General features: G+C 74.8%; 11 protein-coding genes. 8 read left to right on the forward strand and 3 right to left on the reverse strand.

Features of this window, described 5'->3' with window-relative positions; translation table 11 throughout:
* The coding region (locus AA75_RS16515; protein WP_051812575.1) for a mechanosensitive ion channel family protein at positions 1-1,060 on the forward strand (1,060 nt) is incomplete at its 5' end.
* On the opposite strand, the gene AA75_RS16520 is transcribed toward AA75_RS16515, so the two are convergent.
* Together AA75_RS16520 and AA75_RS16525 are read right to left on the reverse strand one after the other, a co-directional pair.
* Positions 985-1,965, reverse strand: coding sequence for a YihY/virulence factor BrkB family protein (locus tag AA75_RS16520; protein WP_051812577.1), 981 nt, complete (start codon positions 1,963-1,965; stop codon positions 985-987). The two genes, AA75_RS16515 and AA75_RS16520, sit on opposite strands and share 76 nt — an antisense overlap.
* Positions 1,966-2,007: 42 nt before the next feature.
* Positions 2,008-2,433, reverse strand: a complete 426-nt coding sequence (locus AA75_RS16525) for an SRPBCC family protein (protein WP_033820810.1) — start codon at positions 2,431-2,433, stop codon at positions 2,008-2,010.
* Between the two features lie 219 nt (positions 2,434-2,652).
* On the opposite strand from AA75_RS16525, the gene AA75_RS16530 reads away from it, so the two are divergent.
* Complete coding sequence (locus AA75_RS16530) at positions 2,653-3,201, forward strand: VanZ family protein (RefSeq protein ID WP_033820822.1); 549 nt, start codon at positions 2,653-2,655, stop codon at positions 3,199-3,201.
* A gap of 62 nt (positions 3,202-3,263) precedes the next feature.
* Positions 3,264-4,010: a DUF4230 domain-containing protein gene (locus AA75_RS16535; RefSeq protein WP_082526575.1), complete on the forward strand. Its 747-nt coding sequence runs from the start codon at positions 3,264-3,266 to the stop codon at positions 4,008-4,010.
* Positions 4,011-4,136: 126 nt separating this feature from the next.
* On the opposite strand, the gene AA75_RS16540 is transcribed toward AA75_RS16535, so the two are convergent.
* Positions 4,137-5,036: a SigB/SigF/SigG family RNA polymerase sigma factor gene (locus tag AA75_RS16540; RefSeq protein WP_082526572.1), complete on the reverse strand. Its 900-nt coding sequence runs from the start codon at positions 5,034-5,036 to the stop codon at positions 4,137-4,139.
* A gap of 278 nt (positions 5,037-5,314) precedes the next feature.
* Here AA75_RS16540 and AA75_RS16545 point away from each other — a divergent pair, with 278 nt between their 5' ends.
* The 5 genes from AA75_RS16545 to AA75_RS16565 all read left to right on the forward strand — a co-directional run bounded on the left by AA75_RS16545 (position 5,315) and on the right by AA75_RS16565 (position 7,734).
* Complete coding sequence (locus tag AA75_RS16545) at positions 5,315-5,707, forward strand: STAS domain-containing protein (protein ID WP_033820811.1); 393 nt, start codon at positions 5,315-5,317, stop codon at positions 5,705-5,707.
* Positions 5,708-5,753: 46 nt separating this feature from the next.
* Positions 5,754-6,248: an ATP-binding protein gene (locus AA75_RS16550; protein WP_051812579.1), complete on the forward strand. Its 495-nt coding sequence runs from the start codon at positions 5,754-5,756 to the stop codon at positions 6,246-6,248.
* Between the two features lie 92 nt (positions 6,249-6,340).
* Positions 6,341-6,547, forward strand: coding sequence for a hypothetical protein (locus AA75_RS16555; RefSeq protein WP_033820812.1), 207 nt, complete (start codon positions 6,341-6,343; stop codon positions 6,545-6,547).
* Positions 6,548-6,754: 207 nt separating this feature from the next.
* Positions 6,755-7,363 (forward strand): TetR/AcrR family transcriptional regulator, encoded by a 609-nt coding sequence (locus AA75_RS16560; RefSeq protein WP_033820813.1) that lies wholly within the window; start codon positions 6,755-6,757, stop codon positions 7,361-7,363.
* Positions 7,360-7,734, forward strand: coding sequence for a nuclear transport factor 2 family protein (locus tag AA75_RS16565; protein ID WP_033820814.1), 375 nt, complete (start codon positions 7,360-7,362; stop codon positions 7,732-7,734). Before AA75_RS16560 ends, AA75_RS16565 begins: the two co-directional genes overlap by 4 nt.
* Positions 7,735-7,792: the final 58 nt, after the last annotated feature.

The following is a 7,792-nucleotide window of genomic DNA, read 5'->3' on the forward strand; positions in this document are numbered from 1 at the left end:
GGCCCCCCGGCCCGGCCCCCGCCGCTGGCAGCTGCTGCGGCGCTGCCGGATACCCGCCCTGGTGACGGCGGTGGCCGCGCTGCTGCTCGGCGGCGAGCCGGCCGCCGGCCTCGGCGCGGCGGTGCGGCCGCCGGTCCGGCACAGCCTGCTGCTGGCGCTGCTGGTCAGCGCGGGCTGGCTGGCCGCGCGGACCGTCTCGCTGTTCATCGAGTCCGCGCTGACCCGGTACGCGGCCGGGCGGCGCGACCCCGGGCGGGTGCGCCGGGCGCGGACCCAGGCCGACCTGGTCGGCCGGATCTCGGACGTGGCCATCGCGGTGCTCACGCTGGCCGCCGCGCTGATGACCTTCCCGGCGGTCCGCGCGGTCGGTGCCAGCCTGCTCGCCTCGGCCGGGCTGCTCGGGCTGGTGGCGGGCGTCGCGGCGCAGTCCTCGCTGGCCAACCTGTTCGCCGGGATCCAGCTGGCCTTCGGCGACATGGTGCGGATCGGTGACGTCGTGGTGGTGGCCGGCGAGTGGGGCACGGTGGAGGAGATCACCCTCACCGCGGTGGTGATCGCCACCTGGGACCAGCGGCGGATCGTGATGCCGGTGTCGTACTTCGCCGGCAAGCCGTTCGAGAACTGGTCCCGGCGCGACCCCGGCATCACCGGCACCGTGCTGCTCCACCTCGACCACCGCACCCCCGTCGGCGAGCTGCGCACCGAGTTCGAGAAGCTGCTGGCCGACGACAGCCGCTGGGACGGCGCCGGCCGGGCACTCCAGGTGGTCGACACCACCCCGAGCACCATCGTGGTCCGGGCGCTGATGACCGCGCCCGACGCCGAGCAGGCCTTCGAGCTGCGCTGCGCGGTCCGCGAGCACCTGGTCGCCTACCTGCGCGACCGGCACCCGTACGCGCTGCCCCGGATCACCGTCGGGCGGGCCGAGGCGGGCGGCCCCGGCGCGCACCACGACGCGGCGGAGCACGGGACGGCGGCGGTGCCTCACCCCGCTCCGGCGCGGTCCTTCGAGGCGTTCGAGAGGGCCGACGGGGCCGGGGACGGGGGCGGCGGACGGTAGCCGCCGGGCCGGCCCGGGCCGGCGTCCCCGGCGGCGTCCCCGGACTCCTTCGCCCGGGCCAGCCCGGCGTCGACCTCCAGGCCCAGCAGGATCGCGAGGTTGGTCAGCCACAGCCAGACCAGGAACACCATCACCCCGGCGAGCGCGCCGTACATCCGGCTGTAGGTGTCCACGTACGCCGCGTACAGCGCGAAACCGCCGGAGGCCGCCAGCCAGAGCGCCACCGCCAGCGCACTGCCCGGGGTGACCAGGCGCAGCCGCCGGGAGCGCAGGTCGGGGGCCGAGCGGTAGAGCACCGTGACCATCAGGGTGACCAGCAGCACCAGCGCGGGCCACTTCGCCACCGACCACAGGGTCAGGCCGAAGTCCCCGACGCCCAGGGCCCGGCCGGCCTGCGCGGCGAGCGGGCCGGTGAACACCACGATCGTCACGCCCGCCGCCAGCAGCACCACCAGGACGGCGGTCAGCGCCAGCCGTACGGGCGCCAGCAGCCACAGCGGCCGGCGCTCGCGGACGCCGTACGCGGTGTTGGCGGAGCGGATGAACGCGCCGACGTACCCGGAGGCCGACCAGAGCGCGCCGACCGCCCCGAGCGTCGCGAACACCCCGCCGGCCCCGGCGTTCTGCTGCACCTGGCCGACCCCGTCGCGCAGGACGTCGCCGGCCGGGCCGGGCGCCAGCCGGCGCAGCCCGTCCATCACCTGCCCGGTGGGCGACGGGCCCGCCAGGCCGAGCAGGCCGGTGAGCAGCAGCAGGCCGGGGAAGAGCGCCAGCACGCCGTAGTAGGTGAGCGCGGCCGCCCGGTCGAACAGTTCGTCACCGAGCAGTTCGCGGCCGGTGCGCCGCAGGACGGTGCGCCGGAGCGCGGCGGCCCGGCTGCGGGGTCGCTCGGCGGTGGGCGGCATGGTCGGTCTCCTCTGCGGCGGCGGGGTGGCGGTGGTCGTGGTTCAGGCGGCCCGGCTGCGGCGCTCGACGTGCTCCTTGAACTCCTGGAGGCAGCGGTGCACCTGGTGGGCGACGAACCCCAGCCGGTCGCCGATCAGGTCGATCACGCCGTGCGGGGTGTGGTCCAGCTGGAGCATGATCCTGGTGCGGCCGGCGCCCAGGTCGTGGAAGGTGACCACGCCCGACTGCTCGGCGCCGTCCACCGAGCGCCAGGCGATCCGCTCCCCCGCGATCCGCTCGGTGATCTCGGCGTCGAACTCCCGCTGGACGCCGTCCACCCGGGCCACCCAGTGCACCGTACCGCCGGGGCCCGGCACCACCTCCTCGACCCCGCTCATGAACCGCGGGAACGCGGACACCCGGCACCACTGCTCGTAGACGGCCCCCACCGGCGCCGCCACCTCGATCGACTCCTCGGTCCTGGACATGGCTCCTCCTCCGCTCGCGCGATGCTCGTGTCGCGGCTCGTCTGCCCGCCCCGGGCCGCCGCACGCAGGCCCGCCGCCCGGTCGTGGACGATGCATCAACTCGACTTGAGATCCGGACAGTTGACCGGCATGCTGCCGCTCCGGATCCGCTTGACCCGGGCGCCGCGGGGTACCCGCCAGGTGCCGGCGGCAGACCGCCGCGGCGAGGGGAGCGCGACCATGGCAAGAGCGACGACGGCACCCGGCGGCAGCGCCGGCGCCACCTCCGGACCCGCCGCCCGGACCGGCGGCGGGGAACCCTTCCTGCGCCGCCGCGGCCTGCTGCCCGGCCTGGTACGGGCGGCCGTGCTGGCACTCGCCCTGGCCGCCACGGTGGCCTTCGCGGTCGCACTGGCCCGGGTCACCCTGGTGCCCTCGCCCGCCTCCCGCGACCTGGTGCACGCCAACCTCCGCCCGGGCGCCACGCTGCGGGCCTACCTGGACCGGCCCGCGGTCCGCGCCGCCGCCCAGCAGGTGGGCGGGAACCTGCTGCTCGGGGTGCCGTTCGGGGTGCTGCTGCCGGTGCTGTTCCAGCGGCTGCGCGGCCCGTTCACGGTCACCGCGCTGACCGCCCTGGTCATGGTGACCGTGGAGGCCGCCCAGGCCGCGCTGGTGGTCGGCCGGGCCTTCGACATCGACGACGTCATCCTCAACACCACCGGTGCGCTGCTGGGCTGCCTGCTGCTAGGCCGGCGCCTCGGCCGCGCCCTGCACACCCGACGCGACTGAGCCGGCGCCCCGCCGGAGCAGTCCCCGAAGAAGCAGTCCCCGAAGAGAAAGCGATGCAGCAGATGGCACTCCTCAGACGCAGCCGGCCGGCCGGCTCCGGCGCCGCGGGCACTCCGGCCCCGGAGACCGCGGCGGACACCACCCCGGAGCCGGCACCCCGCCGCCGGGACGGCCGGCGCACCCCCTGGTACATCGGCCTGCCGGTGACCCTGGCCGCGATCCTCGCGGTCTTCCTCGCCGGGGCGCACCTGGGCCTGTTCCCCTCGATACCCAACCCCTTCGAGCGCCGGACGGTGGACCGCAGCCAGCCGGTACTGCTGCGCTCGATCCAGGACATGAAGCGGTTCACCGGCGCCCAGGGCAACTTCCAGGTCATCGTCGACCTCGACCACGAGGCCGCCTTCCTGCCGTCGGCGCTGCTCGGCAACCGGACCCTGTACGTGGCGGCCGGCACCGTGGACGCGTACGTCGACCTCAGCGCCCTCGACAAGGGTGCGGTGACCGTCTCCGCCGACCGCTCGACCGCCGCCGTGGTGGTGCCGCACGCCCAGCTCGCCCCGGCCGCGCTCGACGTCCGCCGGTCCTACGTCTATCTCCAGCAGCGCGGGTTCTTCGACCGGATCGGCGACTTCTTCAGCGGCAACCCCGGCAACCAGCAGCAGGTGGAGCTGCTCGCCACCCAGAAGATCGAGCAGGCCGCCAAGGACACCGAACTCACCCAGCGCGCCGAGCAGAGCACCCGGTCGATGCTCGAAGGACTGCTGCACTCGGCCGGGTTCACCACCGTGACGGTCACCACGGCCGCCTGACCCGGCTGACCCGTCCGGCCGCTACGGCCGGTACGGCCCGGGGCGCCCGCGGTCGACGGACCGTCACGAGCGCCCCGGGCCGTACCGGCCGGCTCTTGTTCTCGGGGTTCTCGGTTCTCGGGGTTCTCAGTTCTCGGCGAGCAGGGCGGTGCGCAGCTGGCCGAGGATGCGCTTGAGCATGCGGGAGATGTGCATCTGGGAGAAGCCGAGGAGTTCGCCGATCTCAGCCTGGGTGAGTTCGGCGCCGAAGCGCAGGGAGAGCACCTCGCGGTCGCGGTCGGACAGCGCGGCGAGGGCCGGCTTGAGGCTCTCGCGGTCGAGGACCAGGTCGTAGTCGCGTTCCTCGACGGCGAGGCGGTCGCCGAGGGTGGGGCCGTCCTCGGCGTCGCCGCCGGGGCCGAGGTCGAGCGAGCCGGCGGTCTGCGCGCGGGCGGCGACCACTCCCTCGCGGACCTCCTCCTCGCTCAGACCGAGGTGTTCGGCGAGTTCGGCGGTGGTGGGGGCGCGGTCGTGCAGCTGCTGCAGTGCGTCGGTGGCCCTCGCGAGGGCTATCCGCCGCTCCTGCAGCCGGCGGGGCACGTGCACCATCCAGCCGGTGTCGCGGAAGAACCGCTTGATCTCACCGGCGATGGTGGGGATCGCGAAGGTGGTGAACTCCACACCCTGCGCCGGGTCGAAGCGGTCGATCGCCTTGATCAGGCCGACCGTGCCGACCTGGATGATGTCCTCCATCGGCTCGCTGCGGGTGCGGTAGCGGCCGGCCACGAACTTCACCAGCGCCATGTTCAGCTCGACCAGCGTCCCGCGGACGTAGGAGAACTCCCGGGTGCCCTCCTCCAGCTCGCCGAGGCGCCGGAACAGCGTCCGGGACAGCACCCGGGCGTCCGCGGGCGACACCGCCGACGGATCCTCGATCCGCGGCAGCCCGACCGGGTCCGACGGCACCGCCGCCGGCACCGGCACCGGCACCGCCTCCGGTACGGCCTTCGGCATCGACATCGACATCGTGGGATTCAGGACGGCCATGGCTCTCCCTCTTCCGGCCCTGGTGCGTGGTTCGTCCGCGCTCCGACCCACGCCGTGTACCCGGCCCATGCCGACCCGATCACGTCTGCACCATTTCTTCACGATGTCCGGGCGAATCGCACACGGATCACCCCGTGCGGCCCGCCCTTCGGCCGCCGGCTGCATATCCGGCCGGAGGCCGGGAATGCGAGGGGTGGCCCCGGAGGGCCTGCGGCCTTCCGTTCGCGCCCCTTCGCGGCCTATCGTCGGCCGTGGTCGAGGGCAGTACGGAGGAGCGCATGTCCGACGAAGGATTCGACGCGGGGCACCGGGTGGCCCCGGTCCCGGCCGGCCGGCTGACCGCCCGCCGGGAGCGGCTGGGCAGTACCGTCCTGGTCGTGCTCGCCGGTGAGCTCGACCTCGACTCGCTGGCCCCGGCAGACGAAGCGCTGGAACGGGCGCTCGCCGACGGGCCGGCCCGCGTGGTGGTGGACCTGGCGGAGCTCGGCTTCTGCGACTCCTCCGGGCTCAACCTGCTGCTGCGCACCAGGATCGCCGCGCAGGAGGCGGAGATCGAGCTCCGGCTGGCGGCCGCGCCCGACGGGCAGTTCGGCCGGCTGCTGGAACTCACCGGGGCGGGAGCGGTGTTCTCGCTGCACGCCTCGGTCCCCGACGCCCTGGCCGACGCGTGAGCGGCCGCACCGCGGGCCCGGATCGCCGGCCCCCCATCGACCAGCCATGAACGACCATGCCGGGGTGAACCAGATGACCAGCGGTCAGCGAGGCGCGGAGGCCGCCCGGCGGCTCCCTTCGGACCTGCCCCCCGCCGGGCAGCGGCGGACCGTCCGTCTGGCCGGGCTGCCCCGGCAGGTGGCGCACGGCCGGGAGTTCGCCCGTACGGCCCTCACCGACTGGCGGTGGCCGGGCGAGGAGGCGGTGGAGGACCTGCTCCTGATCGTCTCCGAGCTGGTCGCCAACGCCCGCCTGCACGCGGGCGGCGCGGTGCAGCTGAGCCTGCACGCGTCGGCCGAACGGCTGCGGATCGAGGTCAGCGACGCCATCAGGACACCCCCCGCGCTCAGCCTCCCGCACCGCCCCGGGCTGCCGGGCGGGCACGGCCTGCACATCGTCCAACGGCTGTCGGACGACTGGGGCGTGGCCGTGCACGCCGACGGCAAGGTGGTCTGGGCCGAGGTCCTGACCCCGGCGGCGGAGGCCGACCCCGGGGCGTGAACGCTCCGGGCCGGGACACGCCGCATACCGGCCGCCGCCCGGGGTAGGCGAGCGCCGGTCCGAACGGGCCGTGTCACGGGTTGGAGGTCCCCATGGGAATCGGCGGTTGCGTCATCGTGTTCGCGCTCGGGGCGATCCTCGCCTTCGCCGTCGACTGGCACCTCGCCGGGGTGAACCTGCACCTGGTCGGCGTCATCCTGATGATCGCCGGGCTGCTCGGCCTGGTCGCCTACGTCCGGGTGTTCCGCCGCCGGCGGCTCGGCACGGACGTGGTCGAGGAACGCCGCTACGTGGACTAGGGCCTGTGCCGCCGGGAGAGCGGCGCGACAGCACGAGGGGGTCCGGGCCCGGTCGGCGACGACCGGGCCCGGGCCCCCTCTCGGCTGCACGCCCCGTACGCACCGCGGGCGGGCGCGCCGTTCTCGCGCCGACCCCGGTCACCAATGTCCGCGCCCCTCGCCGGCCGTGCTATTTTTGTGAGCAATCGTTCAACTACGGAGGCCGGGATGGGGCGCAGACAGCTCTGGGACCAGGACGAGGTACTGGCCTCGGCCATGCGGCTGTTCCGCCACCGGGGATACCTCGGCGCCTCGCTGCGGGACATCGAGGAGGCCACCGGGCTGCACCCGGGAAGTCTGTACCGGACCTTCCGGAACAAGGACGGCCTGTTCCACGCCGCCCTGGACGCCTACAACGAGCGGGTGGTGCGGCACCGGGTCCGGGTCCACCTGCTGGAGCCGGCGGACCCGCTGGCCGGCATCCGCTCGTTCTTCACCTCGGCGATCGAGACCGGTGCCGAGCCCGACCCGGGCTGTCTGCTCACCAACACCGCCGTCGAGTCCTTCACCCTCCCCGAGGCCGCGCCCGGCGTGCACCACGGCCTGGCGGCGATCGAAGGCGGCTTCGCCGACGCGCTGACCCGCGCCCGGAACCGCGGCGACGCACCGCCGGACCTCGACATCGCCACCACGGCGGCCCACCTGCTCGCGCTCTACCAGGGCCTGCTGGTACTCGTCCGGGCCGGCCGGCCCCGCACCGCGCTGCACAGCGTCACCGACGGCGCCCTCGCGTCGATCGGCACCTTGAGAAATCCACGGAAGCAGGACGACCCATGAGTGACACCCAGCGGCTCTGGAACGACTACGCCGCCTGCTGGTCGGCCGACCCCGCCGACCGGCCCGCCGCCCTCGGCGCGGTCGCGGTGGACGAGGTCGCCTACCGCGACCCCGGCACCGAGGTCGGCAGCCTGACCGAACTCGCCGCCTACATGTCCGGCTTCACCGGAGCCTTCCCCGGCCACCGGTTCCGCATCGACGAGGTGCTCGAGCACCACGGCCGCTCCCTCGCCCGCTGGACCCAGCTCGACGGACAGGGCGGGACCGCGGCGAGCGGCATCAGCACCGCCCGCCACCACGAGGACGGGCGCCTCGCCGACATCACCGGCTTCTTCCTCCCGGCCCCGGCCCCGGCGGACCCGGTCGGCTGACGCGGCCGCACGGACGGTCCGTGCGGCCGCCGTCGGGGCGGGCGGCCCGGTGGCCGCC

It is taken from the genome of Kitasatospora sp. MBT63 (assembly GCF_000710465.2).
In the GTDB taxonomy this organism is placed as follows: Bacteria; Actinomycetota; Actinomycetes; order Streptomycetales; family Streptomycetaceae; genus Kitasatospora.

Coding starts and splice junctions, on each gene's coding strand:
- AA75_RS16520 (WP_051812577.1), bottom strand. CDS start 1,965: ATGCCGCCCACCGCCGAGCGACCCCGCAGCCGGGCCGCCGCGCTCCGG.
- AA75_RS16525 (WP_033820810.1), bottom strand. CDS start 2,433: ATGTCCAGGACCGAGGAGTCGATCGAGGTGGCGGCGCCGGTGGGGGCC.
- AA75_RS16530 (WP_033820822.1), top strand. CDS start 2,653: ATGGCAAGAGCGACGACGGCACCCGGCGGCAGCGCCGGCGCCACCTCC.
- AA75_RS16535 (WP_082526575.1), top strand. CDS start 3,264: ATGGCACTCCTCAGACGCAGCCGGCCGGCCGGCTCCGGCGCCGCGGGC.
- AA75_RS16540 (WP_082526572.1), bottom strand. CDS start 5,036: ATGGCCGTCCTGAATCCCACGATGTCGATGTCGATGCCGAAGGCCGTA.
- AA75_RS16545 (WP_033820811.1), top strand. CDS start 5,315: ATGTCCGACGAAGGATTCGACGCGGGGCACCGGGTGGCCCCGGTCCCG.
- AA75_RS16550 (WP_051812579.1), top strand. CDS start 5,754: ATGAACGACCATGCCGGGGTGAACCAGATGACCAGCGGTCAGCGAGGC.
- AA75_RS16555 (WP_033820812.1), top strand. CDS start 6,341: ATGGGAATCGGCGGTTGCGTCATCGTGTTCGCGCTCGGGGCGATCCTC.
- AA75_RS16560 (WP_033820813.1), top strand. CDS start 6,755: ATGGGGCGCAGACAGCTCTGGGACCAGGACGAGGTACTGGCCTCGGCC.
- AA75_RS16565 (WP_033820814.1), top strand. CDS start 7,360: ATGAGTGACACCCAGCGGCTCTGGAACGACTACGCCGCCTGCTGGTCG.